The organism is Sterolibacterium denitrificans (assembly GCF_900174485.1).
Classification (GTDB): Bacteria; Pseudomonadota; Gammaproteobacteria; order Burkholderiales; family Rhodocyclaceae; genus Sterolibacterium; species Sterolibacterium denitrificans.
This window is the reverse complement of sequence record NZ_LT837803.1, coordinates 342,985-367,113: the sequence shown is the minus strand read 5'-3', so window position 1 is coordinate 367,113 and position 24,129 is coordinate 342,985. Positions and strand designations below refer to the sequence as shown.

Genomic DNA, 24,129 nt, shown 5'->3' with positions numbered 1-24,129 from the left:
GCCTCCCTTAGACGCGCGGCATGCCGAGCATGCGCTCGGCGATGATGTTGCGCTGGATTTCGTTGGTGCCGGCATAGATCGGGCCGGCCTGGGCGAACAGGAAGCCGTCCAGCCAGTTGCCGACGCCGGCGGCATCCGGCGCATGCGGCAGCAGCTCGGCGCGCGCGGCGAGGATGTCCAGCGCGGTTTCGTGCATGGCCTGATCGAGTTCCGACCAGAAGATCTTGTTGGTGCTGGACTCCACGCCGATCTTCTTGCCTTTCATCAGCTCGCAGGCGGTGCGGTAGGTCGCCAGCGTGTAGGCCTCGGCGCCCATCCAGGCTTTCAGCACGGCGTCGCGGATGGTCGGATCGCGGTCGGCCTGCGCCTGGTTGGCCTGATACAGCTGAACCAGTTCCTGAGCGGTCTTCTGGAAGCGGGCCGGCGAGCGCAGCATCAGGCCGCGCTCGAAGCCGGCGGTGGCCATCGCCACTTTCCAGCCTGCGCCGGTTTCACCGAGACGATTCTCGGCGGGCACTTTCACGTCGTCGAAGAAGACTTCGGCGAAGCCCGGCAGGCCGTTCAACTGCTTGATCGGCCGCACGGTGATGCCCGGCGTGTCGAGCGGCACCAGGATGAAGGTCAGGCCGTGGTGGTTGCTGGTTTCCGGATCGGTGCGGAACAGGCCGAAGCACCAGTCGGCCCAGACCGCGCGGGTGGACCAGATCTTCTGGCCGTTGATGGTGTAGGTCTTGCCGTCGGCATCGAGGATGGCCTTGGTGCGCACGGCGGCCATGTCGGAGCCGGCATTGGGCTCCGACCAGCCCTGCGCCCAGACTTCCTCGCCATTGGCCATCTTCGGCAGGAAGCGCTTTTTCTGCTCGGGCGTGCCGTATTCCATGAGGGTGGGGCCGAGCAGGAAGATGCCGTTCTGGTTCACGCGCAGCGGCGCGCCGGCACGCCAGTATTCCTCTTCGAAGATCAGCCATTCGATCAGGTCGCAGCCGCGCCCGCCCAGCTCGACCGGCCAGGTGACCATGCTCCAGCGGCCGGTGTTGAGCGTGGCTTCCCATTCGCGGTGGGCCTTGAAACCCTCTTCGGTGTCGAAACTCTCCAGCGGCTCGGCCGGGACATGGGCGGCCAGCCATTCACGCACTTCGGCGCGGAAGGCGTGGTGCCGTTCGGTGTATTCCAGTTCCATTAATTGATCTCCGTCTCCGGTGATTGAAACGCCTCGGTCATTCCCGCGCAGGCGGGAATCCACACGTTCCTGGATCCCCGCTTCCGCGGGGATGACGACAAGGGGTTAGCCAGTCTGCATTACCTTCAGAACTTCGCGTCGCGCTTTTCCACGAAGGCGCGACGCGTCTCGGCGGATTCCGGATGCAGGTAGGCTTGTAGCGTGAAGCCCTGCTCCCAGCGGTACTTGTCTTCCAGATTACCGTCCTCGACGCCGTTGAGCGACTCCTTGGCAATGGCGATCATCGCCGGGCTCTTGGCGGCGATCTTGCGCGCGATCACCAGGGCGGCCTCGCGCAGCTCGTCCTTGCTCTTCACCAGCTTCTCGACCGCGCCGAGGCGGTAGGCTTCGGTTGCGGTGATGGCTTCGCCGGTGAAATACATGTGGCGCACCTTCTGCACCGGGAACATGCGCTGCAGGTGGGCGGCGCCGCCCATCGCGCCGCGATCGACCTCGGGCACGCCGAAGGTGGCGCATTCGGAAGCGACGATGATGTCGGCCGCGCCGGCAATGCCGATGCCGCCGCCGAGCACGAAACCATGCACGGCGACGATCACCGGGCGGGGGTTGCGATGCACGGCGCGGAAGGTTTCGTAGTTGGCGTGATTGACGACGACGATCAGGTCGGGATTGGCATCCAGCTCCTTGATGTCGACGCCGGCGCAGAAGCCGCGGCCTTCGGAGCGCAGGACGATGACGCGCACTTCATCCAGCGTGCCGAGGCGGTCGATTTCCTGCGCCAGTTCCAGTTGGCTCCTGCTGTCCAGGGCATTGACCGGCGGACGGTTGATGATCAGCTCGGCGATGCCGTCAGCGATCTGGGTGTGGAACGGGGTGCTCAGTTGGCTCATGTGAGGTTCCTCGATGTCATGCCTGGGAATTGGCGATCTCGTTAAATTTTTGTACCGTCATTCCCGCGAAAACGGGAATCCATGAACGCGCTACTGGATTCCCGCTTTCGCGGGAATGACAAATGACAGGACAGGTTGATACTTGGTCTGAAAGTCTTTTCCTTATTTCTTGCAGAACGATTCGAGGCGTGCAGTGGCCAGGGTGACGATGCCGCCGATGACCTCCTCGCAGCTTTCCAGTTCCTTGATCATCGCCGCCACCTGGCCGCTGGGCATCAGTCCCTCGTCGGGCACGCCCTCGACCATGGCGCGCTGGATCACCACCGGCGCGTTGGCCGACATGATGGTTTCGGAAATGCTGCTGCCGTCCTTCAGCGCCTTGAAGGCGAATTCGGCCATTTGCTTGACGGTCATGCCGGTGCGGCTGCGCCAGTGCCAGGCGTTCTGCGCGCTGATCAGCACGCGCTTCATGGGGCTGGCGGCTTCCAGGGTGTGCAGGGTGGGGTTGTCGAGGAAGCGCTGCGGCAGGCCATCCACCGCCGTGGTGGTGCGGATCGCTGCCGGGTCCTTCACCGCCACATAGTGCTTGAGCGTCTGCTGCGGCACCGGCGATTCCCTGGTCATCAAAAAGCGCGTGCCCATGGCGATGCCCGCCGCGCCGCAGGCCAGCGCCGAGGCGAGACCGCGCCCGTCGTAGTAGCCGCCGGCCGCGACCACCGGCACCTTTACCGCGTCGAGCACCTGCGGCAGCAGGATCGAGGAGGGCACGCTGCCGGTGTGGCCGCCGCCTTCGCCGCCCTGCACGGTGACGATGTCGGCGCCCAGCTCGATCGCCTTCACCGCGTGCTTGACCGCGCCGACGGTCGGCATGCAGAGGATGCCGGCGTCCTTGAAGCGCTGGATCATCTTCTTGTCCGGGCCGCGGCCGTAGCTGACGGCGCGCACTTTGTCGCGATGCTTGATGGCGATGTCGATGATCTCCATCGCGCCGGGCTGGAACATGTGGAAATTCAGGCCGAAGTTCTTGTCGGTGAGCGACTTGGTCTTGACGATGGCGGCTTCCACCTCGGCCGGCGTCATCACCGCGCCGGCGAGAAAGCCGAAGCCGCCGGCGTTGCAGGTGCCGGCCACCATGTTGGCGTCGGCGACCCAGCCCATGGCGGTCTGCACCACCGGATATTTGCAGCCAAGCAGGTCGCACAGCGGGGTATGGAGAATATTGCTCATCGAGCGTGTTCCTTAATTTGCACTTCCCTCTCCCGCTCACGGGAAAGGGGCCGGGGGAGAGGGGAGTAAAGTCTTGAGCACTAACTCGTTATTTCCGCGCAAGCGGGAATCCATGTTTTCGGGTCAAGTACTGGATTCCCGCTTGCGCGGGAATGACGTGCCATAAATACGCTTTGCGTTTCCTTATCGTTTGACGATCACCGACGACCCATGACCGAACAGGCCCTGGTTGGCGGTGATGCCCACCTTGGCGCCCGCCACCTGGCGCGCGCCGGCCTGGCCGCGCAACTGCCAGGTCAGCTCGCAGACCTGGGCGATCGCCTGCGCCGGCACGGCTTCGCCGAAGCAGGCCAGGCCGCCGGAGGTGTTCACCGGCAGACGGCCGCCGATGCGGGTCACGCCGTCGCGCACCAGCCTCGCGGCATCGCCGCGCGCGCAGAACTGCAGGTCTTCGTACCAGTCGAGTTCCAGCGCGGTGGACAGGTCGTACACCTCGGCGACGCTGATGTCCTGCGGGCCGAGACCGGCTTCCTCGTAGGCCTTCTGCGGCAAGGCGGCGCGGAAGCGGTAGGCTTCTGCGGCAGCGGCCGAGTCGTTGGCCAGATCGGGCATTTCCACCAATGCGGAAGCGAAGGTCGGCGTCACCGTGGAGATCGCGGCGATGCGCGGGGCATCGGCTTTGCCGATTTTCTTCGCGTATTCCAGGCTGCAGACGATCAGCGCGGCGCCGCCGTCGGAAACCGCGCAGACGTCCATCAGGCGCAGCGGGTCGGCCAGCGCGGCGGAAGCGGCAACGTCCTCGGCGGTGAATTTCTTGCGGTAGCGCGCGTTCGGATTCTCGAAACCGTGCTCCGAGTTCTTCACCTTGACCAGCGCGAAGTCGGCCTGCGTGTCGCCATACAGCGCCATGCGGCGGCGCGCGTAGAGCGCGAAATAGGTCGGATTGGTGATGCCCAGGCGAAAGCGCACCCAGTCCGGATCGTCCGGACGCTCGCCCTTCTGCGGCGCGAGAAAGCCCTTGGGCGTGGTGTCGGCGCCGATCACCAAGGCGACTTCGCATTCGCCAGCGAGGATCTTGGCGCGCGCGGCGGCCAGCGCCTGCGAGCCGGAAGCGCAGGCGGCATAGGAAGTATTCACTTCCGCGCCCTGCCAGCCCAATGCCTGGCAGAAGGTGGCGCCGGCGACATAGCCCGGGTAGCCGCAACGCATGGTCGCCGCGCCCGAGACGAACTGCACGTCGCGCCAGTGGATCCCGGCGTCGGCGAGTGCTGCGCGCGCGGCGGCGACGCCGTATTCGACGAAATTCCTGCCGAACTTGCCCCAGGGGTGCATGCCGGCGCCGATGATGGCGATTTCCTTGCTCATTTCTGACCTCCAGCCGGCTGCCATTTCCAGGTTGTCTTGGCGGTGGTTTCATCCTCGGACAGTACATCCACGACCAACTCCATCGGCATGCCGACTTTCAGTGTGGCGAGGTCGACGCCCTTCACCAGTTGACCAAGCACCACCATGCGCTCCTTGTCGAGTTCCACGGCGGCGATGCCGAACGGCTCGAACGGCTCGGGCGCGACGTAGGGCTCGGGCGGCTTGTAGGCGGCGTTGGTGTAGGACCAGAGCTTGCCGGTGCGCGACAGCGGCACTTCGCTGAACTGTTCCGAGCTGCAGTCCGGATTGCGGCAGAAGGTCGTCAGCTTGGGAAAGTAATAAGTGCCGCAGGCTTCGCAGCGCGAACCGATCAGGTGCGGCTCCTTCCCCTCGGAAAACCAGCCGGGCAATACCGGCTCTTGCGTCTTGGCGCTCATGTTTCCTCCTCAGGCGGCCGCGCGCACGGCCGGCGGATTGTTCTTGATCACGACGGCACGCTGATCGTGCGGATCGAGGCGGCGGATGATCTCCAGTTGCTCGGCCGCGGGCAGCGGCGTCGTGTCCATGTCGTCGGCTTGCAGCAGCGGGAAGCCGGTGGCGGCCTGCACCTGCTCGAAACTCACGCCGGGATGCAGCGACTTGACGCGAATGGCATGGTTCGGCCCCTGGAAATCCATCACGCAGAGATCGGTGACGATCAGGCGCAGATCGACGAAGCTCTTCATGCCGGGCAGCAGGCGCTTGGGGTTGTAGCCGGGGCCGGACACCATGTCCACTTCGTCGTTGGTCACGAAGACGCGGTTGCTGTGGTTGGGCACGAAATAGGAGTTGGCATGGCAGATGTTGTTGCCCGGCAGGCCGCGCACGCCCAGCATGGCGAGCTTGGGCTTGCTGTAGTCGGGGCCGACGGCGGACAGGTTGGACTGGCCGTAGCGGTCGATCTGGGTCGGGCCGATCATGGCGTGGCGCTTGCCGCCCCAGACGCATTCGAAGACGCGATCGAAGCCCATGTAGCCTTCGTATTTGGCGACGTAATCGCCGCGCGGGCCGAGCGGAATCGGCTCGGAGACCAGCAGGCATTCGGAATCGGTCATCAGCAGTGCCGGCGAGAAGGTCAGCCTGGCCAGGCTCGCGCCCAGGCGCGGGATGGTGGTGATGCCGGAAGCCAGCACCTCGCCGTCGCCGCGCCAGGCTTCGGCGCAGGCGACGATCATCAGTTCGGCCAGGGTGCAATCATTCGCTTGTGTCATCTCGGTCACCTCAGAAAATGGGCTGGCGCAGCTTGGCGATGCGCTCCATGCCGCCATTCTTTGCAATGTAGGCATCCTCGCCGGCGGCAATGAATTCGTCGTAGTACTGCTGCCAGCCGCTTTCCTCGGCAGCGCTGGCGTTGTACTTCTTCAGGTGCTCCATGTCCCAGCCGTAGCTCTTGCCGCAGTAGGTCGGATGGCCGCCGCCCGGAGAGTGCACCACGCCGGTGACCAGATAGCGTTCGAAGTAGTTGTAGCGCGCTTCGTCCGCCGTCAGCTCGAACTTGTCTTCGAGCACTTCGGTGCACACGTAGCAGGCATCGGCGGCGCGCGCGAAAAGATCGTCGAACAGTGGATCGTGGGCGGTGTTCAGCACGTTGCCCAGACGGTCGGCGCGATCGACGTGGAGCAGGGCCACGTCCAGCTTCAGCGCCGGCATCGCCAGCATCACTTCGCCATCGGCATAAGGCGACTGGATGGTCTTGATTTCCGGGTTGTGCTTCATCACGTCGGTGCCCTGGCCGCAGCGCGTCGGCAGGAAGGGCAGGCGCATGCCGGCCGCGCGCAGGCCCCACTCGAACATACCTTCGTCGAGTTCCATCAGCTCCAGTTGACCGGCTTCGCGCGCCTTGCGGTAGTAGGGTTCGAGCGGAATGGCATCCATGGTGACGAAACCGAAGATCAGCTTCTTCACCTTGCCGGCCGCGCAGAGCATGCCGACTTCCGGGCCGCCGTAGGCGACGATGGTCAGATCCTTGACCTCCGAGCGCAGCAGTTCGCGCACCAGCGCCATCGGCTTGCGGCGCGGGCCCCAGCCGCCGATGCCGATCGTCATGCCGCTCTCGATGCGCGCCACCGCTTCGGCGGCGCTCATCTGTTTGTTCAGTGGTGTATTCATTGGCCGAGCCTCGTCCTTTTCAGATAGCCATCGGGATTGCGCTTGTCATGGACTCGTCGCGGATCTCATGGACCGCTTGAGTCATGCCACGTACAAGCGGTCCATTCTTGCGAGAAAGCCTGCCGCTCTCATCGTCCAAGAGGACTAGCACGGACAGGCTAGACGGCTGGCAAGCCGTTGAAATATCTGGGATTTATCCAGCCTGCCGAGAGTGGCCGGCGGCGCCGTCCTCAGTGGAGGAACAGATCGGCATCCTGTCGCTGCGCATCGACTTCGGCCATCACCTGCTTGAGATCCGCCCAGCCCAGGCCGAGTCGATCGAGGGCGAATTCGGCCATGCGCGGCGCCAGATCGTTTTCATCCTGCGCGAATTCCAGGGTATGGCCGAGTACGTCGGCCACATGGATCAGGCTGGTCAGCGTGCTGGCCGGATGCGCTTCGGGCTCATGGTGCCCCGCCACTGCCCGGGCCACCTCGGGGGTAAACTTCAGTTCCTCGGCAACCGCTTCGCCCACCTGGCTATGGGTGAAGCCAAGGACGCGCTTCTCGGCGTCGATCGTGCGGCAGTCCTTGTCGCGCTTGTATTCGAGCACGGCGGAAAAATGCTCGGGAAACCGCGCCGCCAGCGCCAACTGGCCAATGTCATGAATCAGCCCGGTGACGAAAGCGGTTTCCGGATTGATGCGGGTATACCGCGCCAGCGCGCGCGCGCTGAATGCCGTGCAGACGCTGTGCAGCCAGAAATTGCGCGGATCGTAGCCTTCGATCCGCAGGCGCTGGAAACGCTCGGTCACCGCCATCGACGAGACCATGGCGGCCACCGCCTGCTGGCCGACCACCACCAGCGCATCCTGGATCGTGGAGACGCGGCGTTGCACCGCGTACACGGATGAGTTGGCCAGGCTCAGGCATTTGGCGGCAAGGACCGGATCCTGGGCGATCAGCCGCGCCACCTCCTTGCCTTCGACCTCATCGCGCTCCAGATACTCCATGAGCTGCATCACCACCGCCGGCGCGGCCGGCAGATTGCCCAGATCATTGATGACGGCCTGCAGGCTGATCGGTGTCACTTGAGTTTGCCCAGTCTGTATTCGAGCACTGCCTGGAAAAGATCCCGCGTCACCCGGTCATCCTCGGACTTGCGGAACAGACGGTTCACCCTGGCACGCTCGGCCTGTTCGAGCGCTTCGTGTGCTTCAGCCGATGTAGCCGATGCAGCACCATCCGGCGCCGTTGCATCGGCAGCGTCGGCAGCAGGCCCGACGATGACGACTTCGGGAATGCCCAGGTCGCGCAAGCGCCCGAGGTGGCTCTCGGCCAGAACCACGCCGGCCGCGAGCACCAGCATGCCGTCCGCGCGTCGCACGTCTTCACCCAGCACGCTGTCTGGCGTGACCTCCTCCAGTGTGACGACACGCAGGGAATGGCTCATGCAGGTGGGCTCGAGGCGAGTGGGGAAACTCCGGAAAGTATAACCAAATATAACCAAAGCCAGACTACACCACCAGCGCCCGAGCCTGCAGGGTCTGCGCCGTCAGTGCCGACAGGCGTTGCCGGCACCGTGCGGCCTGCCTATTTGATGCGCACCGCCACGAACATCCTGCCGTCGCCACGCTGGATCTGCAGGGCCAGTTGCTTCTCGTTGCCGGACAGCGCCTTGCGCAACTGCTCGATGCTGGCGACCTGCTCGCCATTCACCGAAAGTATGATGTCGCCAGGACGAATGCCCGCCCGCGCCGCCGGGCCGGCGACCACGTTCTCGACCAGCAGGCCGCCTTCGGCGTCGGCGGCGCGGCGTTCCTCGGCCGTCAGCGGCCGCACGGCCAGCCCCAGCTTGCCGCCGCCGGCCTCATCGTCCTTGCCGCGCGCCTGCTGATTCGGCACCTCGGCCAGGCGCAGTGAAATATCGCGCGACTTGCCCTTGCGCCAGATCGTCATGGTCGCCGTGCTGCCCGGCGCCTGCTCCGAAACCAGCGGCGGCAACTCGCTGGAGCGGGTGATGCTCTTGCCGTTGAATTTGAGGATGATATCCCCGGCATCGAGTCCGGCCTTCTGCGCCGGGCTGTTCTTTTCCACCGAACTCACCAGCGCGCCGACCGGCTTGTCCAGACCGAAGGTATCCGCCAGATCCTGATTCACATCCTGGATGGTTACGCCGATGCGGCCGCGGCTGACCTTGCCGTGATCGATCAACTGGCGCTGCACCTTCATGGCCACGTCGATCGGAATGGCGAAGGACAGGCCCTGATAGCCGCCGCTGCGGCTGTAGATCTGCGAATTGATGCCGATCACCTCGCCATTCATGTTGAACAGCGGGCCGCCCGAATTGCCGGGGTTGATCGCCACGTCGGTCTGCAGATATGGCACATAGCCCTCGTCCGGCAGACTGCGCGACTTGGCCGAGACGATGCCGGCAGTAACGCTGTTCTCGAAGCCGAAAGGCGCGCCGATGGCCACTACCCACTCGCCCACGCGGCTGTTCTCGGAACTGCCGATCTTCACCGTCGGCAGGCCCTGCGCCTCGACCTTCAGCACGGCCACGTCGGTCGGGCGATCCACGCCCACCACCTTGGCCTTGAATTCGCGCTTGTCGGTGAGCTTGACGGTCACTTCGTCGGCATCGTCGACCACATGGGCATTGGTCAGGACATAGCCATCGCCGCTGATGATGAAACCGGAACCCTGGCCCTGGATGGGCACCCGCTCGCGCGATTGCGGCCCCTGGAAGCGGCGGAAGAATTCGTAGAAGGGATCGTTCGGATCGAGCTGCGGCATGCCGAACGCGCCAGCCTTGCGCGAGCCGTTGACGCTGATATTGACGACCGCCGGGCCCTGTCTGGCCACGATCTCCGTGAAGTCGGGCAAGGCCACCAGGCGGCGATCGACCGCGGCCGCAGCCGCCGTCGCTGCCATTGCCGCCGGCGCGGTTTTCGTTGCGCTGGGTGCGCACCAGGCTTCGCCGATCGGCGATTTTCCGTGCACGACATAGACACCCGTCAGCGTCGCGACAGTGACGGCGCCGACGACCATGCTGCGTCTGAAGTATTTGGTGAGTCGGGTCGATTCCATGCTGTTCCTCGGTTGGTTCGATTCATCGGGTTGAAATATCGTGGGCCATGCCGTGCGCTGCGGGCCGATGATTCACGGCATTTCATGGCAGCGAGGCATCGCAGCGGATGGCCCGTGGAGGATATTGATCATCGGGCAAAAGAAATGTTCCACGAATTTCGTGACGGGTTTTTCATGCCTGCTGCAATATCTGCCGTACCCGCTGCCGCAGGGGCGGCAGCAACTCCGCTTCAAACCACGGATTGCGCCTGAGCCAGAGGTTGTTGCGCGGACTGGGGTGCGGCAAGACCATCAACGCCGGCCAGCGATCGCGCCATGCCCTGACGCTTTCGGTGAGCGGTCTGCCGCGCTGCTGCGGCAGATGCCAGGCCAGCGCATACTGGCCGATGACCAGGGTCAGTTGGCGCTGGCGCAGCCGGGCCAGGAGTTGCTCGCGCCACAGTGCCGCGCATTCGGGCCGGGGCGGCAGATCGCCGGATGCGCCCGTGCCGGGAAAGCAGAAACCCATGGGCAATAACGCGAACTGCCGCGCATCGTAGAACGTCTCGCGCGACACACCCAGCCAGTCGCGCAGGCGATCGCCGCTGGCATCGTTGAAGGGCAGACCCGTTTCATGCACCTTGCGGCCCGGCGCCTGCGCGGCGATCAGGATTTTTGCCGCCGGATGAAACTGGAACACCGGACGCGGCCCATGCGGCAAGTGTTCGGCACACGCCTGGCAGGCGCGGATTTCTGCCAGCAGCGCGGCAAGTGAGGTCATGGCATCCTGCGGTCGTTCTGCAATCATTCAGGCGGAATGTGAAGGTGAATGTGAATGCTTCAGGGACTCCTCGAGCAACTCCTGCAGCACCCGCGCCTGGTTGTGGACTTCATCCCTGGCGGCATACACCAGGGTGAGCCTGGCGCCGCCCTGCCGCGCGAGCGCCTGCAGCTCGGCCAGCGCCGGATTGTGCTGCAGCTCGCTGCGGTAGCGTTTCCTGAACTCCGTCCATTTCTTCGGATCGTGGGCAAACCACTGGCGCAGCGCATTCGACGGCGCGACTTCCTTGAGCCACAGATCGATCTGCGCTTGCGCCTTGGTCAGGCCGCGCGGCCACAGGCGATCCACCAGGATGCGCCGGCCATCCGTGCTGGCGGGCGTTTCATAGGCACGTTTCAAGGCAATGTCCATTGATGCGCTCCTTGTCGCAATGTCCTGCCGGGAAAAGCGGCAGCCGACGCTCGTGTCGAGTGGCCCATCGAACCGGAGCATCCTATCGGCTGCAAAACCTGGGCGCAAGCCGCTTGTCGTTCCGCCTGATGAAGTTCGACCCGTCGCGCGGCAAGCCTCGGCCTGCCGGCCGGTTGCGGTGAGGGGTTTGCCGTTGCCGGATTTATGGAACCGGCCTTCCATCGTCCATTCAGACGAGGATTGGGCCGGGTGTTTCGCGTAGATTCAAACGCTGTTTTGCCTGCCGGCGCGCTGCATGGCGCGGCTGTCCTGCGGCCAGATTCTCACTGTTCGACCAACCGGGAAACGACCATGACTCCTGAAGAAACCAAAGCGTTTGAAGAAAAGATCCGGGCCTACGTCGGCCGGGAACTCGGCGCGCCCAAGCGCGGCAAGGACGACGTCAATGCGGCCATGATCCGTCACTGGGCGGAAGTGCTGGGCGACGAGAATCCTGTGTATACCGACGCCGACTACGCTGCCAAGTCGAGCAAGGGCGGCATCGTCGCGCCGGCCCACATGCTGCAGATCTGGAGCATGGAGGGCTACCCGATGTGCCAGAAGCCGGCGCAGGATCTGCAGCGCGAGCTGCACAACGTCTTCGATGCCCACGGCTTCACCGGCGTGCTCGGCACCAATACCAACAGCGAATATTTCCGCGATCTGCGGCTGGGCGATCAGGTCTATGCGCATACCATCATCTCCAGCATTTCCGAGCAGAAGGCCACGCAGCGCGGCATCGGCTATTTCATCGAGACGCTGACCACCTTCACCGACCAGAACAAGGAAGAAGTCGGCCGCCAGGTCTTCCGCTGCCTGAAGTTCATTCCCAATGCCGACCAGGCACCGGCTGCCGCATCCGAAGCCGACGGCGCGCCCGCCACGCCGACGCGTCTGGCTTCGCCGCGCGGCCACGACAACGCTTGGTGGTGGGAGGCCGTGGACAATGGCAAGGTGCTCATCCAGCGCTGCAAGAGCTGCCAGACGCTGCGCCATCCGCCGCGGCCGATGTGCGGCGAGTGCCAGTCGACCGAATGGGACTCGATCGAATCGAAGCTCGAAGGCGAAATCATCAGCTTCACCCAGATGCACTACCCGAAGTTCCCGGGCTATCCCTATCCGCTGATCTGCGCCGTCATCAAGCTCGGCGAGGGCACCAACCTGGTCGCCAACCTGGTCGGCTGCGAACCGGCAGCCATCAAGATCGGCATGAAGGTCAAGGGCAAGGTCGAGAAGGTCGACGAGAAGACCTGGCTGCCGCAGTTCTATCTGGCCTGATTACGGAGAACGGAGTACACATCATGAATCTGAACACCCTGAAATACGGCCAGGTCAAGGTCGGCGACAAGCTGCCCGAGCTCAAGATCGACATCACCTCCGGCCTCATCATCGGCTCGGCGCTCGCCTCGCGCGACTTCACGCCGGTGCACCACGACAAGAAGGTCGCCCAGGCCACCGGCCTGTCCGACGTCTTCATGAACATCATCACCAGCAACGGCTTCATGGGCCGCTTCGTCACCGACTGGGCCGGCCCGGACTGCACGCTGAAGGGCATCGACATCAAGCTCGGCGCGCCCAATCTGCCCGGCTTCGTGATGACCATCAGCGGCGAGGTGAAAGCCAAGGATGACGCCACCGGCGTCGTCAGCGTCGCCGTCGAGGGCGTCAACAATGTCTGGGGTACGCACATGAATGGCACGGTGCGCGTCGCCCTGCCCAAGGAGGCTTGAACATGGTTGCCAATATTGCGAACAAGGCCGCGATCGCCGGCATCGGCTCGACCGAGTTCTCCAAGAACTCCGGCCGCTCGGAACTCTCCCTGGCCGCCGAGGCCGTCAAGGCCGCGCTGAATGATGCCGGCCTCAAGGCTTCCGACGTCGATGGCATGGTGACCTTCACCATGGACCAGAACGAGGAAGTCGACGTCGCCCGCGCCGTCGGCTGCAACGACCTCAACTTCTTCGCCCGCGTGCCCTACGGCGGCGGCGCGGCGACCGGCACGCTGCTGCAGGCGGCGATGGCCGTGGCTACCGGCATGGCCGAAGTCGTCGTCTGCTACCGCGCGCTCAACGGTCGCTCCGGCCATCGCTACTCGGCCGGCGTGTCCGGCTCGCTGATCACCGGCAGCGCGATCCACTACGGCTGGTACATGCCCTACGGCCTGCTCACGCCGACCTCCTGGGTGGCGATGTACACCCAGCGCTACATGCACCTGACCGGCTGCACCGAGGACGCGCTGTTCGAGATTGCGCACACGACGCGCGAATACGCCGTCAAGAACCCGGCGGCCTTCTTCTACAACCAGCCGTTCACCCGCGCCGACTACGACAACGCGCGGCGCATCTGCGATCCGCTGCGTTTGTTCGATTGCTGCCAGGAAAGCGACGGCGGTTCGGCGGTCATCGTCACCACGCCCGAACGCGCGCGCGATCTCAAGCAGCCCGGCGTGCTGATCAATGGCGTGGCCCAGTGCTCGCCGCGCGATCAGGAAGAAATGACCTCGTTCTACCGCGCCGAGATCGGCCGCATTCCCGAGATGGACATCGCCGCCAGGCACGCCTACGCGCAGTGCGGCCTGTCCGCCAAGGACATCGACGCGGCGGTGATCTACGACGCCTTCTCCTCGATCGTGCTGATGCAGCTCGAATCGTGGGGCTTCTGCGAATTCGGCGAAGCCGCCAAGTTCGTGCTCGACGGCAACCTGCGTCCGGACGGCCGTCTGCCGACCAACACCCACGGCGGCCAGTTGTCGGAAGCCTACATTCATGGCGTCAACGGCATCGTCGAGGCGGTGCGCCTGGTGCGCGGCACCTCGGTCAATCAGCCGAAGAAGAACGTCAACCATGCCCTGGTCACTTCCGGCGTCGGCGTGCCGACGGGCGGCGCGATCCTCGGCAGGATGTAGCCCGATTGGAAAGAATGCTCAGCAATGCGCGCTCCAGAGGAACTTCCTTTGGTCGTCATTCCCGCGCAGGCGGGAATGACGAATTCGGTGGGAACCTGAACCACAATCCTTACAAGGATCATTCAACATGAATTTCGACCTCAGCGAAGAACAGCGCGCCATCGCCGATATGGCGACCAGCGTGTTCGCCGATTACTGCAGCGACGACCAGGTGCGCGGCTTCTGGGACAGCGGCAAGGACCATGACGAAGGTCTGTGGCGGCAATTGGCCGAAACCGGCCTGCTCGGCCTGATCGTGCCGGAAGACGACGGCGGTAGCGGCCTCGGCATGATCGAGCTGATGCTCGCCCTCGAACAGCAGGGCCGCTACGTCGCGCCGGCGCCGCTGTGGCGTCAGCAGCTTGCCGCCGCCGCGCTGGCGAAGTTCGCGCCGGCCGCGCTCAAGTCCGCCTGGCTGGAAAAACTGATTGCCGGCAGCGCGCTGGCCACGCTGTCGCTCGACGGCCTGTCCGCCTCGCGCGGCATCGCCTTGCAGGCCAAGGCCGCCGGCAACGGCTGGCAGCTCGACGGCCGCGCCGTCGCCGTGCCGCTGGCGGTGAGCGCGCAACTGGCGCTGCTGCCCGCCGCCACCGCCGATGGCGTGCGTCTGTTCGTCGTCGACTTGCAGGCCGCCGGCATCGAGAAGATCGCCGGCACGCTGACCCATGCCGAACCGGCCGCCGACCTTGTCCTCAGAAGTGTCGCCGTCGGCAACGACCAGGCGCTGCCCGCCGCGGCGCTGCCCTGGTGCGAACAGCGCGCGCTGGCCTGCCTGGCCGCGCTGCAACTCGGCGTGGCTGCCGAAGACCTGCGCCGCACCGTCGAATACACCAGCCAGCGCGTCCAGTTCGACCGTCCAATCGGCAGTTTCCAGGTGATCGGCGCGCGCTCGGCCGATTGCTACATCGACATCGAAGCGCTGCGCTCGACGCTCTGGCAGCTTTGCTGGCGCCTGGACAACGGCCTCGAAGCCGAAGGCGCGGCGCGCGTGGCCAAGTACTGGGCCGCCGAGTGTGGTCACCGCGTGGCCCATGCCTGCTCGCACATGCATGGCGGCATGGGCTCCGACGTCAGCTACCCGATCCACCGCTTCCTCTACTGGAGCCGCGCGCTGGAAATCTCGCTGGGCGGCGCGACCGCCGACCTGCAAGCCTTGGGGGACTGGCTGGCCAAGCCGGAAACCGCGGGCGTCGAAATCTGAGCCTGCCATCTGCCTGGAGAGAAATTCATGTACGTAGATCTGACCCCGGAACAGAAGGCGCTGCGCAAGGAAATCCGCGCCTATTTCAATTCCATCATGAGCGAGGAAGTCCGGATCGCGCTGCGCCGCGAAGACGGCGACGAGCGCCATGCGGCCTACAAGAACCTGTGCCGCCAGATGGGCAAGGACGGCTGGCTGGCCGTCGGCTGGCCCAAGGAATACGGCGGCCGCGGTTACACGCCGATCGAGCAGTTGATCTTCTTCGAGGAAGTCTTCATCGCTGGCGCGACGCTGCCCTTCGTCACCGTGAACACCGTCGGCCCGGCGCTGATGGCGCACGGATCGGAAGAGCACAAGAAGAAATTCCTGCCCGGCATCGCCGCCGGCGAGCTGCACTTCGCCATCGGCTACACCGAAGCCAACGCCGGCACCGACCTGGCGACGCTGTCCACCAGCGCGGTGCAGGAAGGCGATCACTTCGTCGTGAACGGCAGCAAGCTGTTCACTTCGGACGCCGAATCGGCCGACTACATCTGGCTGGCCTGCCGCACCAATCCGGAAGAGAAGCGCCACAAGGGCATCTCCATCCTGATCGTCGACACCAAGGCCCCCGGCTATTCGCTCACGCCGATCCACACCGTCGGCCACCGCACCAACGCCACTTATTACGACAACGTCAAGGTGCCGGCGAGCATGTTGGTCGGGCAATTGCACGGCGGCTGGAAGCTGATCACCTCGCAGCTCAATCACGAGCGCGTCGGTCTCGGCGCCTTCGGCGTCAAGGCCACGGCGGCCTTCCAGCAGGTGCTGGCCTGGGCCAAGACGGCCGACGAGCAAGGACGGCGCGCCGTCGACGAGCCCTGGGTGCGCCGCGCGCTGGCCGAGGCTTACAGCCAGATCGAGGCGATGCGCCTGCTCAACTACCGCATTTCCTGCGACATCACCGCCGGCCGCATAGACGTCGGCCTGGCCTCGGCCTCCAAGGTGTATGGCTCGGAGACGATGATCTTCGTCTTCCGCCGCCTGCTCGAAATTCTCGGCATGGGCGGCCTCTACCGCCTCGGCAGCGAGGCGGCGGAGTTCAAGGCGCTGCTGGAAGAGGAATACCGCGCCGCGACCATCAATACCTTCGGCGGCGGCGTCAATGAGCTGCAACGCGACCTGATCGCCCAGTTCGGCCTGCGCATGCCGCGTTCGCGCTGAAATGGATTCGTCATTCCCGCCTGCGCGGGAATGACGACCAGATCGTTCTACTTGCGAGGCCGGGCACATGGCAATTCCCCGCGAAGCAACCCAGCGCAAGCTCGATAAGCGGGCGATCGCCAGCAATACCGTCAAGCCCGACCAGCCTTACACCATTGCCGACCGGCTGGAGGAACAGGCGCGTGATTATCCCGAGCGTCCTTTTCTCCACTACGGCGAGCAGACGCTGAGTTACGCCGAAGTCAACGCGCGCGCCAACCAGGTGGCGCATGCCGTCCTGCGCCTGGGCCTGGCGCCGGGCGACTGCGTGGCGCTGCTGATGGAGAACCGTCCCGACTTCTTCATCGTCTGGTTCGGCCTCAACAAGGCGGGCCTGGTCTGCGGTTTCATCAATACCCAGCTCGGCGGCGGCCTGTTGGCCAATGCGCTGGAGGCCACCCAGGCCAAGGCCGTCATCGTCGGCGAGGAAGTGCTGGCCAGCCTGGAGAACGAGGAACTGCGCGCCTCGAAGGTGATGGTCGGGTTGCCGCTATGTCTCTGGCGCGATGCGGAAAATCCGGCGGCGGCGACCTTGCGCGAGCGTTGCCCAGTCGACCTGAGCGACTTGAGCGCATGGGCGGCCGGCAAGCCGCGCAGCAATCCCAATCGCCATCTGCGCGACCACTGGGTGGGCGAAAGCACGGCGCTGTTGATCTGCACTTCGGGCACCACCGGCCTGCCCAAGGCGGCGCGCACCAGCCACATGCGCTGGCTCAACGTCGGCGACGTGCAGGTGGCTTCGATGGAAACCGGGCCGGAAGACGTTTTCTACTGCTTCCTGCCGCTGTATCACGGCGCAGCGGCGATGTCGCTGGGTTCCACCGCCCTGCGCGGCGCCAGCAGCATCGTCATCCGCCGCAAGTTCAGCGTGCATGCGTTCTGGCAGGACGTGCGCCGCTACAGGATCACCGTCTGCCAGTACATCGGCGAAATCTGCCGCTATCTGCTGAACCAGCCGCCGCAGGACGACGACAGGGATCACAGCCTGCGCATCCTCGTCGGCGCCGGGCTGACGGCGGAGGTATGGACGCGCTTCGTCGAGCGCTTCGGCATCGAACACGTCTTCGAGGGTTGGGGGGCGACGGAGTCGAACTGCAACCTGCTCAACGTCGACAACCGCGTCGGTTCCTGCGGCCGCGTACCGTACTGGGAGAAGACCAACCTGCGCTTGGTGCGCTACGACCTGGCGCGCGACGAGCATCCGCGCGACGCGGACGGCCGCTTGATTCCCTGCGAAGCCGACGAGGTCGGCGAGGCCATCGGTTTCATCGTCGACCATCCGGAAATCGCCGGCGGCCGTTTCGAAGGCTATACCTCGGCCACCGCCACCGAACAGAAAATCCTGCGCAACGTCTTCCAGCAGGGCGATGCCTGGTGGCGTTCGGGTGATCTGTTCCGCTTCGACGAAGACGGCTATTTCTGGTTCATCGACCGCATCGGCGATACCTTCCGCTGGAAAAGCGAAAACGTGGCGACTACCGAAGTCGCCGAGACGCTGGCGGATTTTCCAGGGCTGGAAAGCATCAACATCTACGGCGTGAAAGTGCCGCGACACGAAGGCCGCGCCGGCATGGCGGCGGTGGTGATGCAGCCGGGCAAGGCGTTCGACGCGCAGGCTTTCTACGCGTTGACGGCCAGCCGCCTGCCGTCCTATGCCGCCCCACTGTTCGTGCGGGTGGCGACGGCGGCCGACATGACCACCACGTTCAAGCTGCGCAAACAGGATTTGCAGCGTCAGGGCTACGACCCGGCGAATTTCGCCGATCCGCTGTTCGTCCGCGACGCGCAGAACGCGACCTACTCGCCCTATAGCCTCGAAGCGCTGGCGCGCCTCGGCCTCACGCCGTTCGCGCCGGGCGTCTAAACTACCGATCATTGTTTATCGAGGAGGCCGGACATGCAGCAGTTCGATGCAATCGTTATCGGTGCCGGCTACGGCGGCGCCAGCGTGGCGGCGCTGCTGGCGCATGCCGGCAAGCGCGTGGCGCTGCTCGACAGGATGCCGCGCGCCGCCGGCAAGGTGCAATGGCTCGATCGACGCGGCTACAAGATCGAAGCCTTCGGCGCCGTCGGCATCCCGGCCGAGAACTCGCGTTTCCACGAACTGGCGGCGCTGCTGGGTTTCGGCGAGCGCGCCGAATTCATCTTCCCGCAAGGCGACATGGCGCGCATCTACTACAAGTCGAAGTCCGACGGCTGGCGCACCATGCTCACCGGCCTCAAGCCGAGCGAATTCAATCCCGAATCGATGGAGCGCCTGAAGCAGACGCTGGGCGTCGGCGACGAGGACATCATGGCCATGGCCAGCGTCTATGCGACGGCCATGGCGCTGAGCGACGAGGAAATCGCCGATCTCGACGACACCCGCTTTTCCGACTGGTTGCGCCCCTTCGGTCTGCCGCGCGCCATGGTCGATCACCTGGGCCTGACGATGAACGCCCTGTTCACCGTCACGACCGACCAGCTTGCCGCATCCGAGGCCGTGTTTACTCTCCGTCAACTGGTGCTGGGCGGCGCGGGCCGTTACCAGAAGGGCGGCTACGGCCGTCTTGCCGAAATGTGCGCCGAATATGTCGCGGAACACGGTGGCGTGTATCGGCCGCGCGAAACCGTCAGCGAAATCCTCGTCGAGAACGGCCGCGCCGTCGGCGTGCTCACCAAGAACGGCGAGGAACTGCGCGCTCACGCCATCATCTCCAACGCCGGCATCCAGCCGACGGTGCTGCAGCTCGCCGGCCCCGCGCACTTCCCCGCCGATTATGTCGAACGCGTCCGCCGGCTGGTGCCCAGTCTGTCGATCGCCGGTTGCCGTTACGTGCTCGACACGCCGTTGTTCGAAGGCGCCTTCATCACCATCTTCAGCGACGAAGGCCACCTCGACGATCCGGCCTGGGCGGCCATGCTGCGCGGCGAATGGCCCGAAGTGCCGCCCATCGTCATCGATGTCGAAACCGCCTTCGACCCGGACATGTCGCCGGTGCCCGGCCACCAGATCGCCAACTTCCAGGTCTTCGTTTCCGCCGATCCGAAATCGCCGATGGCCGACGAGGCCATCGAGCGTGCCGAGCGCGTGATCGAGGAACTCTACCCGACGCTCAAACAGCACCTCATCCGCCGCGAGCCCTACGGCCCGCGCATGATCTCCAGCATGACCCGCGATTCGGCCGTGCCCGGCGCCGGCGGCGAGGCCGTCGGCCTGGCCCAGATCGTCGGCCAGATCGGCAAGCATAAGCCGGACGCGCGCACGCCGCTGGCGGGTCTCTATCTCGTCGGCTGCGATGCCGGCGGCCGCGGCGCCGGCACGCATCAGGCGGTGGATTCGGGCTTCAACGTCGCCGCCATGGTGCTCGAGGATCTCTGAGCGCATGGACGAACTGAGCTTTCCCTTCGCCGAGGGGCCGCGTCCCGACGGCGAGTTGATCGACGTCGCGCCCGGCATCAAGTGGCTGCGCATGCCGCTGCCGCTGGCGCTGGATCACATCAACCTCTATCTGTTGCGTGATGTGGAAGGCTGGCTGCTCGTCGATACCGGCATCGGTGATATGCGCACGCGCGGGCTGTGGGAACAACTGCTGGCCGGTCCGCTGGCGGAAACGCGCATTACCGGCGTGCTGTGCACGCATCATCATTTCGATCACGCCGGCCAGGCCGGCTGGCTCACCGAGCGGTTGGACGTGCCGTTCCTCATCAGCCACGGCGAGTACTACACCCTGCGCGTGCTGGCCCAGCATACTCAGCAGGGCGACGAATTGCCCAGGGTTCATCGCCAGTTCTTTCATCGATCGGGGCTACCGGAAGATCGCCTGCCGGCCATCCACGCCATGCTGTGCGCCGCCGGTCAACTGGTGACGCCACCGCCAGCCGCCTTCCACCGCCTGCGCCACGGCGAACATCTGATGCTGGGCGAACGATGCTGGCAATTGCATCTGGGCGAAGGCCACGTCGTCGAGCACATGCTGCTGCATTGCGCCGAGGAAGGCGCGCTGATCGCCGGCGATCAGTTGCTGCCGCGCATCACTTCGAATGTCAGCGTCCTGCCGACGGAGCCCGACGCCGATCTGCTGAGCGGCTGGTTCGACTCCCTCGACCGTCTGAGCGCGCTGCCGGACGACACGCTGGTGCTGCCGGCGCACGACCTGCCCTATCGCGGCCTGCGGGCGCGGGTGAAGCAACTGCGGGAGCACCATGCGCGCCAGTTCGATACCCTGCTGCAACTGTGTGCAGCCGAAGCCCTGACGCCCTTTGCCGCCGCCCAGCGCCTGTTTTCCCACCGCTCGCTGCAGGATCCCATGGCTGAAATGATGGCCATGGGTGAATGTCTGGCGCATCTGATTCATCTGCAGCGGCGCGGCGAGATGACGTGCACGCTGGATGCCGAGGGTCGCTGGCGCTATCGCAGCGCGCCGGCCGGCTCGGCAGGCTGCAGGACGACCACCGGGAAATCGCGCTGGCTGCGATCCGAAATTTCCTGCCAGTAGGGAAACGCCGTCGTCATCTTCGGCCAGAGAATGGCCTTTTCATCCGCATCGGCGATGTGGGCGTGCATGATCCGTTCCACGCCCCTGCGGCTGATGCGGACTTGCGGATTCACCCTGACGTTGCGCGCCCAGAGCGGATCTTCCGGGCTGCCGCCGTTGGAAGCGACCAGCAGGATGCGGCTGCCATCCTCGACGTAAAACAAGGGCTGGGTGCGCGGCCTGCCGGACTTGCGGCCGATGGTGGTCATCAGCAATACCGGACGACCGAGAAAGCTGTTGCCCAGGCGGCCGCCGCTGAGCCTGAGCAGCCAGACGTTCGAGCGGGTAATCAGCTTCTTGGCGAAGTCGAAGCGCTTTTCCTCGCCGGCGGTGTGCCTGGTGGTGATGCCGCGCTGGGTTTCCAGATCCAGGCGCTCGCCGACGACGAACAGGCTGAGCACATTGGTGGTGAGTTTCTTGATGAATTCGCCGAACGACATGCGCGCTCCTGCCGACATGATGTGTATTGCGTGATTGTGTAATGGCGCCGGATTGTACATCGGACATCGGCATGCCCGCACACCACATGGGCCGGCGTTAGTCTTTTCGGACGATGCGTCGCCGGTCTCCTCGGCGAGAATGGCCGATTGTTTTTGGGCCGCCTTCGGGCGGCATTGATTGAGGCATTTCGGGTATCAAAGGGCAAAGGGGCATTGAAGCCATGAGTGACAAAGACCACCTTGAAACCTTCCGTCAGGAAGCGAGAAGTTGGCTGGAAGCCAACTGTCCGGCGGAGATGCGCACGCCGACGCCGGAAGGCGGGATCGTCTGGGTGGGCAGCCAGATCCACTTCGATTCGGAGCCGCAGCGGCTATGGTACGAACGGATGCGCGACAAACGCTGGTTCGCGCCGACCTGGCCGGTGGAATACGGTGGCGGCGGCTTGAGCAAGGACGAAGCGCGCGTATTGGAGCGAGAACTCTCGCGCCTCAAATGCCGGCTGCCGATGGTGAACCTGGGCATCTGGATGATCGGCCCGATCATCCTCGAATTCGGCACCGAAGAACAAAAGCGCCAGCACCTGCCCAAAATGTGTTCCGGCGAAGCCAGCTGGTGTCAGGGCTTCTCCGAGCCGAATGCGGGTTCCGATCTCGCCAGTCTCAAGATGAAAGCCGAACGCGAGGGCGACGACTTCATCCTCAACGGCTCGAAGATCTGGACCTCCTACGCGCAGAAATCCGACTGGATGTACTGCCTCATCCGCACCGACAACACGCCGGGCAAGGACAAGCAGGAAGGCATCACCCTGATCGTGCTCGACATGCGCACGCCGGGGATCGGCATCAAGCCGATCGAACTGCTCAGCGGCAAATCCAACTTCTGCCAGGTCTTCTTCGACAACGTCCGCGTCCCGGTCAGGAACGTCATCGGCGAAATCAACGGCGGCTGGCCGATCACCAAGAAGCTGCTCCAGTATGAGCGTGGCGCCATGGCCAAACTCAGCGAATCCGGCGTCAAGGGCCGCGACTTCACCTCGCTGGCCCAGGAATACCTGCCGCAGATCGCTGACCCGCAGCAAAAGGCGGCGCTGCGCGAACGCATCGCCGGCATTCTCGTCGATGAAAAGGCCTTCCTGTTCACCATGCAGCGGGTCGGCGAAGAAGCCAAGGCCGGCGGCGACGTGGGCACCATCACCTCGATCTTCAAATACGCCTCGGCCGAAGAAGGGCGCCACAAATACGAAGCCCTGCTGGCGCTGATGGGCCATCGCGCGCTGGGCTGGGACACGGGTGAAGCCGGACAGGAATTCAGCGAGGACGAACTCATGGTCGCCAAGCAATGGCTACTCTCATGGACCTTCTGCATCGCCGGCGGCACCTCGGAAATCCAGCTCAACGTCATCGCCAAGCGCATCCTTGGCCTGCCCTCCTGATGCCTCCCGTTACGTCATTCCCGCGCAGGCGGGGATCCAGCAGTGTGCAACATCATGGATTCCCGCCTGCGCGGGGATGACGAATCAAGGGTGATCGACCTTACCTAGCCTAGCCTCAAGCAAGTAGCGAGAGAAAACACCATGGGACTCCTCTTCAACGAAGAACAACGCCTGCTGCAGGAAACCGCGCAGGACTACTTCCAGAACCACTTCAGCACCAAAACCCTGCGCGAAATGCGCGAGGGCCGGGACGCGCTGGGCTACGTGCCGAAACTCTGGCAACAAATGGCCGAGATGGGCTGGACCGGCATCCTCGCCAGCGAAGACCAGGGCGGCCTGGGCTTCGGCTTCCAGGGTGTCGGCGCGGTGCTCGAACCGGCCGGCAAGACGCTGGCCGGCTCGCCCTTCCTCGCCACCGTCGTCCTCGGCGGCAGCGCCCTGCAACTGGGTGGCAATGAAGCCCAGCGCAACCACTGGCTGCCCAAACTGATCGCTGGCGAAGTGCGCTTCGCCCTGGCCATCGACGAAGGCCCGCGCCACGACCCCAAGGTCTGCCAGACCACTGCGACGAAGAACGAAAAAGGCTACATCCTCAACGGCAGCAAGCAATTCGTCATGGACGGCGGCTGCGCCGACCAACTCATCGTCTCGGCCGACACCGGCAAGGGCCAGACCCTGTTCCTGGTCGATGCGCAAGCCCAGGGCATCAGCCGCCATCCCCTGACGATGATCGACACGCGCAACGCCGCGCGCATCGTGCTGGACAATGTTCAGATCGATGCAGACGCGGTGCTCGGCAGCCAGGACGAAGGCCTGGCGCTGCTCGACCAGATCCTCGACCGCGGCCGGGTTGCGCTGTGCGCCGAAATGCTGGGCATCGCCCAATGGCTGTTCGACACCACCATCGACTACCTCAAGCAGCGGGTGCAGTTCGACGTGCTGATCGGCTCCTTCCAGGCGCTGCAGCACCGCGCGGCGAAGATGTTCGTGCAGATGCAACTGGCGCGCAGCAGCGTGCTGGCGGCCCTGGCCATCGTCGATGAGAATCCGGCCTTCCTGCCGTTCTACGCCAGCGCGGCCAAGGCCAAGATGGGCGAAGTGCTGGAGCTGGTGAGCAGCGAGGCGGTGCAAATGCACGGCGGCATCGGCGTGACCGACGAGCTGGACGTGGGCCTGTACCTGAAGCGCGGCCGCGTCTGCGTCGCCGCCCTCGGCGATGTCACCTTCCATCGGGATCGCGTGGCTGGCATCATGGGCCTGTGA

General features: G+C 64.8%; 23 protein-coding genes. 10 read left to right on the top strand and 13 right to left on the bottom strand.

Annotation, left to right across the window (positions count from 1 at the left end; genetic code table 11):
• Positions 1-7 precede the first annotated feature (7 nt).
• The 12 genes from SDENCHOL_RS01620 to SDENCHOL_RS01565 all read right to left on the bottom strand — a co-directional run bounded on the left by SDENCHOL_RS01620 (position 8) and on the right by SDENCHOL_RS01565 (position 11,050).
• A complete protein-coding gene (locus tag SDENCHOL_RS01620) occupies positions 8-1,180 on the bottom strand; it encodes an acyl-CoA dehydrogenase (protein WP_067169281.1) in 1,173 nt (390 codons plus the stop codon).
• A gap of 125 nt (positions 1,181-1,305) precedes the next feature.
• Entirely contained in the window at positions 1,306-2,070 is a 765-nt protein-coding gene (locus SDENCHOL_RS01615) for an enoyl-CoA hydratase family protein (protein WP_197706808.1), read from the bottom strand.
• 162 nt (positions 2,071-2,232) lie between these two features.
• Positions 2,233-3,297, bottom strand: a complete 1,065-nt coding sequence (locus SDENCHOL_RS01610; RefSeq protein WP_067169278.1) for an NAD(P)H-dependent flavin oxidoreductase — start codon at positions 3,295-3,297, stop codon at positions 2,233-2,235.
• Positions 3,298-3,480: 183 nt separating this feature from the next.
• Entirely contained in the window at positions 3,481-4,662 is a 1,182-nt protein-coding gene (locus SDENCHOL_RS01605) for a lipid-transfer protein (RefSeq protein WP_067169275.1), read from the bottom strand.
• The gene (locus SDENCHOL_RS01600; protein WP_067169271.1) at positions 4,659-5,099 is read right to left on the bottom strand and encodes a Zn-ribbon domain-containing OB-fold protein; all 441 of its coding nucleotides are present in this window, start codon (positions 5,097-5,099) and stop codon (positions 4,659-4,661) included. The genes SDENCHOL_RS01605 and SDENCHOL_RS01600 overlap by 4 nt, the downstream gene beginning before the upstream one ends.
• A 9-nt stretch (positions 5,100-5,108) precedes the next feature.
• Positions 5,109-5,912 carry a CoA-transferase subunit beta gene (locus SDENCHOL_RS01595; RefSeq protein ID WP_067170633.1) on the bottom strand — a complete coding sequence of 268 codons (804 nt, stop codon included), beginning with the start codon at positions 5,910-5,912 and terminating at the stop codon, positions 5,109-5,111.
• A gap of 10 nt (positions 5,913-5,922) precedes the next feature.
• On the bottom strand, positions 5,923-6,810 hold the full coding sequence (locus tag SDENCHOL_RS01590; protein WP_197706807.1) for a CoA transferase subunit A: 888 nt from the start codon (positions 6,808-6,810) through the stop codon (positions 5,923-5,925).
• Positions 6,811-7,040: 230 nt separating this feature from the next.
• Complete coding sequence (locus tag SDENCHOL_RS01585) at positions 7,041-7,880, bottom strand: HDOD domain-containing protein (RefSeq protein ID WP_067169267.1); 840 nt, start codon at positions 7,878-7,880, stop codon at positions 7,041-7,043.
• Entirely contained in the window at positions 7,877-8,242 is a 366-nt protein-coding gene (locus tag SDENCHOL_RS01580; protein ID WP_067169264.1) for a hypothetical protein, read from the bottom strand. Before SDENCHOL_RS01580 ends, SDENCHOL_RS01585 begins: the two co-directional genes overlap by 4 nt.
• Before the next feature lie 140 nt (positions 8,243-8,382).
• The gene (locus tag SDENCHOL_RS01575; RefSeq protein WP_067169261.1) at positions 8,383-9,879 is read right to left on the bottom strand and encodes a DegQ family serine endoprotease; all 1,497 of its coding nucleotides are present in this window, start codon (positions 9,877-9,879) and stop codon (positions 8,383-8,385) included.
• A gap of 172 nt (positions 9,880-10,051) precedes the next feature.
• Complete coding sequence (locus tag SDENCHOL_RS01570; protein ID WP_067170628.1) at positions 10,052-10,639, bottom strand: uracil-DNA glycosylase family protein; 588 nt, start codon at positions 10,637-10,639, stop codon at positions 10,052-10,054.
• A gap of 27 nt (positions 10,640-10,666) precedes the next feature.
• A complete protein-coding gene (locus SDENCHOL_RS01565) occupies positions 10,667-11,050 on the bottom strand; it encodes a DUF488 domain-containing protein (protein WP_067169258.1) in 384 nt (127 codons plus the stop codon).
• Positions 11,051-11,401: 351 nt separating this feature from the next.
• Here SDENCHOL_RS01565 and SDENCHOL_RS01560 point away from each other — a divergent pair, with 351 nt between their 5' ends.
• The 8 genes from SDENCHOL_RS01560 to SDENCHOL_RS01525 all read left to right on the top strand — a co-directional run bounded on the left by SDENCHOL_RS01560 (position 11,402) and on the right by SDENCHOL_RS01525 (position 20,954).
• Positions 11,402-12,367 carry a bifunctional MaoC family dehydratase N-terminal/OB-fold nucleic acid binding domain-containing protein gene (locus SDENCHOL_RS01560; protein WP_067169255.1) on the top strand — a complete coding sequence of 322 codons (966 nt, stop codon included), beginning with the start codon at positions 11,402-11,404 and terminating at the stop codon, positions 12,365-12,367.
• A gap of 23 nt (positions 12,368-12,390) precedes the next feature.
• A complete protein-coding gene (locus SDENCHOL_RS01555; RefSeq protein ID WP_067169252.1) occupies positions 12,391-12,819 on the top strand; it encodes a MaoC/PaaZ C-terminal domain-containing protein in 429 nt (142 codons plus the stop codon).
• 2 nt (positions 12,820-12,821) lie between these two features.
• On the top strand, positions 12,822-13,994 hold the full coding sequence (locus SDENCHOL_RS01550; RefSeq protein ID WP_067169249.1) for a lipid-transfer protein: 1,173 nt from the start codon (positions 12,822-12,824) through the stop codon (positions 13,992-13,994).
• A 127-nt stretch (positions 13,995-14,121) separates the two neighbouring features.
• Positions 14,122-15,234 carry an acyl-CoA dehydrogenase family protein gene (locus SDENCHOL_RS01545; protein WP_067169247.1) on the top strand — a complete coding sequence of 371 codons (1,113 nt, stop codon included), beginning with the start codon at positions 14,122-14,124 and terminating at the stop codon, positions 15,232-15,234.
• A 27-nt stretch (positions 15,235-15,261) separates the two neighbouring features.
• Positions 15,262-16,437: an acyl-CoA dehydrogenase family protein gene (locus tag SDENCHOL_RS01540; protein WP_154715758.1), complete on the top strand. Its 1,176-nt coding sequence runs from the start codon at positions 15,262-15,264 to the stop codon at positions 16,435-16,437.
• Positions 16,438-16,504: 67 nt separating this feature from the next.
• Positions 16,505-18,340, top strand: coding sequence for a long-chain-acyl-CoA synthetase (locus tag SDENCHOL_RS01535; RefSeq protein ID WP_067169241.1), 1,836 nt, complete (start codon positions 16,505-16,507; stop codon positions 18,338-18,340).
• Positions 18,341-18,373: 33 nt separating this feature from the next.
• The gene (locus SDENCHOL_RS01530) at positions 18,374-19,837 is read left to right on the top strand and encodes a phytoene desaturase family protein (RefSeq protein ID WP_067169238.1); all 1,464 of its coding nucleotides are present in this window, start codon (positions 18,374-18,376) and stop codon (positions 19,835-19,837) included.
• Positions 19,838-19,841: 4 nt separating this feature from the next.
• Positions 19,842-20,954, top strand: a complete 1,113-nt coding sequence (locus tag SDENCHOL_RS01525; RefSeq protein ID WP_067169235.1) for an MBL fold metallo-hydrolase — start codon at positions 19,842-19,844, stop codon at positions 20,952-20,954.
• On the opposite strand, the gene SDENCHOL_RS01520 is transcribed toward SDENCHOL_RS01525, so the two are convergent.
• Positions 20,867-21,433: a nitroreductase family deazaflavin-dependent oxidoreductase gene (locus SDENCHOL_RS01520; RefSeq protein WP_067169232.1), complete on the bottom strand. Its 567-nt coding sequence runs from the start codon at positions 21,431-21,433 to the stop codon at positions 20,867-20,869. The genes SDENCHOL_RS01525 and SDENCHOL_RS01520 overlap by 88 nt on opposite strands.
• Positions 21,434-21,654: 221 nt before the next feature.
• Between SDENCHOL_RS01520 and SDENCHOL_RS01515 the strand changes: the two genes are divergently transcribed.
• Positions 21,655-22,866 carry an acyl-CoA dehydrogenase family protein gene (locus SDENCHOL_RS01515; RefSeq protein ID WP_154715757.1) on the top strand — a complete coding sequence of 404 codons (1,212 nt, stop codon included), beginning with the start codon at positions 21,655-21,657 and terminating at the stop codon, positions 22,864-22,866.
• A gap of 141 nt (positions 22,867-23,007) precedes the next feature.
• Positions 23,008-24,129, top strand: a complete 1,122-nt coding sequence (locus SDENCHOL_RS01510; RefSeq protein ID WP_154715756.1) for an acyl-CoA dehydrogenase family protein — start codon at positions 23,008-23,010, stop codon at positions 24,127-24,129.

What these genes read in the sequence shown, in the direction of transcription:
- SDENCHOL_RS01620 (WP_067169281.1), bottom strand. Translation starts at nt 1,180, where the DNA reads ATGGAACTGGAATACACCGAACGGCACCACGCCTTCCGCGCCGAAGTG.
- SDENCHOL_RS01615 (WP_197706808.1), bottom strand. Translation starts at nt 2,070, where the DNA reads ATGAGCCAACTGAGCACCCCGTTCCACACCCAGATCGCTGACGGCATC.
- SDENCHOL_RS01610 (WP_067169278.1), bottom strand. Translation starts at nt 3,297, where the DNA reads ATGAGCAATATTCTCCATACCCCGCTGTGCGACCTGCTTGGCTGCAAA.
- SDENCHOL_RS01605 (WP_067169275.1), bottom strand. Translation starts at nt 4,662, where the DNA reads ATGAGCAAGGAAATCGCCATCATCGGCGCCGGCATGCACCCCTGGGGC.
- SDENCHOL_RS01600 (WP_067169271.1), bottom strand. Translation starts at nt 5,099, where the DNA reads ATGAGCGCCAAGACGCAAGAGCCGGTATTGCCCGGCTGGTTTTCCGAG.
- SDENCHOL_RS01595 (WP_067170633.1), bottom strand. Translation starts at nt 5,912, where the DNA reads ATGACACAAGCGAATGATTGCACCCTGGCCGAACTGATGATCGTCGCC.
- SDENCHOL_RS01590 (WP_197706807.1), bottom strand. Translation starts at nt 6,810, where the DNA reads ATGAATACACCACTGAACAAACAGATGAGCGCCGCCGAAGCGGTGGCG.
- SDENCHOL_RS01580 (WP_067169264.1), bottom strand. Translation starts at nt 8,242, where the DNA reads ATGAGCCATTCCCTGCGTGTCGTCACACTGGAGGAGGTCACGCCAGAC.
- SDENCHOL_RS01575 (WP_067169261.1), bottom strand. Translation starts at nt 9,879, where the DNA reads ATGGAATCGACCCGACTCACCAAATACTTCAGACGCAGCATGGTCGTC.
- SDENCHOL_RS01570 (WP_067170628.1), bottom strand. Translation starts at nt 10,639, where the DNA reads ATGACCTCACTTGCCGCGCTGCTGGCAGAAATCCGCGCCTGCCAGGCG.
- SDENCHOL_RS01565 (WP_067169258.1), bottom strand. Translation starts at nt 11,050, where the DNA reads ATGGACATTGCCTTGAAACGTGCCTATGAAACGCCCGCCAGCACGGAT.
- SDENCHOL_RS01560 (WP_067169255.1), top strand. Translation starts at nt 11,402, where the DNA reads ATGACTCCTGAAGAAACCAAAGCGTTTGAAGAAAAGATCCGGGCCTAC.
- SDENCHOL_RS01555 (WP_067169252.1), top strand. Translation starts at nt 12,391, where the DNA reads ATGAATCTGAACACCCTGAAATACGGCCAGGTCAAGGTCGGCGACAAG.
- SDENCHOL_RS01550 (WP_067169249.1), top strand. Translation starts at nt 12,822, where the DNA reads ATGGTTGCCAATATTGCGAACAAGGCCGCGATCGCCGGCATCGGCTCG.
- SDENCHOL_RS01545 (WP_067169247.1), top strand. Translation starts at nt 14,122, where the DNA reads ATGAATTTCGACCTCAGCGAAGAACAGCGCGCCATCGCCGATATGGCG.
- SDENCHOL_RS01540 (WP_154715758.1), top strand. Translation starts at nt 15,262, where the DNA reads ATGTACGTAGATCTGACCCCGGAACAGAAGGCGCTGCGCAAGGAAATC.
- SDENCHOL_RS01535 (WP_067169241.1), top strand. Translation starts at nt 16,505, where the DNA reads ATGGCAATTCCCCGCGAAGCAACCCAGCGCAAGCTCGATAAGCGGGCG.
- SDENCHOL_RS01530 (WP_067169238.1), top strand. Translation starts at nt 18,374, where the DNA reads ATGCAGCAGTTCGATGCAATCGTTATCGGTGCCGGCTACGGCGGCGCC.
- SDENCHOL_RS01525 (WP_067169235.1), top strand. Translation starts at nt 19,842, where the DNA reads ATGGACGAACTGAGCTTTCCCTTCGCCGAGGGGCCGCGTCCCGACGGC.
- SDENCHOL_RS01520 (WP_067169232.1), bottom strand. Translation starts at nt 21,433, where the DNA reads ATGTCGTTCGGCGAATTCATCAAGAAACTCACCACCAATGTGCTCAGC.
- SDENCHOL_RS01515 (WP_154715757.1), top strand. Translation starts at nt 21,655, where the DNA reads ATGAGTGACAAAGACCACCTTGAAACCTTCCGTCAGGAAGCGAGAAGT.
- SDENCHOL_RS01510 (WP_154715756.1), top strand. Translation starts at nt 23,008, where the DNA reads ATGGGACTCCTCTTCAACGAAGAACAACGCCTGCTGCAGGAAACCGCG.